2 protein-coding genes are annotated in these 987 nt (G+C 47.3%); both read left to right on the forward strand.

Going from position 1 to position 987, the window contains the following annotated elements; translation table 11 throughout:
- A partial coding sequence (locus ACTXGO_RS16455) for a cation transporter dimerization domain-containing protein (RefSeq protein WP_443575036.1) occupies positions 1–363 on the forward strand: 363 nt, incomplete at its 5' end.
- A 133-nt stretch (positions 364–496) separates the two neighbouring features.
- A partial coding sequence (locus tag ACTXGO_RS16460; protein ID WP_443575037.1) for a hypothetical protein occupies positions 497–987 on the forward strand: 491 nt, incomplete at its 3' end.

Genomic DNA, 987 nt, shown 5'->3' on the forward strand with positions numbered 1-987 from the left:
GTGCGCGACTCTGTGCATATCTTGATGGAGGGTACACCTAGTAACATATCACTGGTCAATGTTGAGCAGCAGCTAGTAGCTCATCCGCAAGTACAAAAGGTACATGATCTGCATGTTTGGAGCATTACCAGTGGTCTCAATGCGCTATCTTGTCACGTGGTTGTCGACGGTGATATGAGCATCTCAGAGTCTAATCTACTCATTGTAGCGCTTGAGCAAAGGCTATTAGATTTAGGTATTCATCACGTGACCGTTCAAGTGGAGAGCTCATCGCATCCGCAAACAAGCACTCATACTGATGCCCTAGTGTGCGATATCTCAGAGCGCCCTGTTGATGTCAGTCATGCCGGGCATAATCATTGATGCTATATCCTTTGATTAATTTGGATAAAATCCACGCAGCATTAGGCGTCTGTGCTAGCATTATTTATTAGATAAATATTTATCAGACCACTTTTAGAGCTTTATATCTCATTCCAAACGGACCATTAAGACCATGTCTAGACGCTCAGCGCCCTTTGTCGCTCCCGACTACATTGACGACCCTGTCTCAAAGGACGGCAAAAAACAGTCTAAGGCTCTGCTATCCACACTGCAAGAGGACATCTCAAGCTTTCGTAATGAGCAGTTCCCGCCTTACATTTTGCGCCAAGTGCGTGACATGCCGATATTTGAAGGCAACCTAGCAGAAGTTCAAGCTTATCAGCAGCGTTGGCAACCCCTTATCGAGCGTGCCATGGCGTTTTATCCCGCCGCTTACCTGCCACCCGATCATCTGCCTCTGCCCGCAAGCCTTGAGATTCCACAATTTATCTATCATGTGCAGCGTTTGCATTTGACCAAAACGCGCGCCAAGGAATCCAAAAGCTTTGGCTCAGTCGGCGCTTTAATAGATAAGTGCGGCGAGTATAGCGCTGATGAATTGACACGTATGAGCGCAATTCTAGACGGTGACGATGAGGCCCGGTTAGTAGCGCATCGTGAGTT

Source organism: Psychrobacter sp. T6-1 (assembly GCF_052258445.1).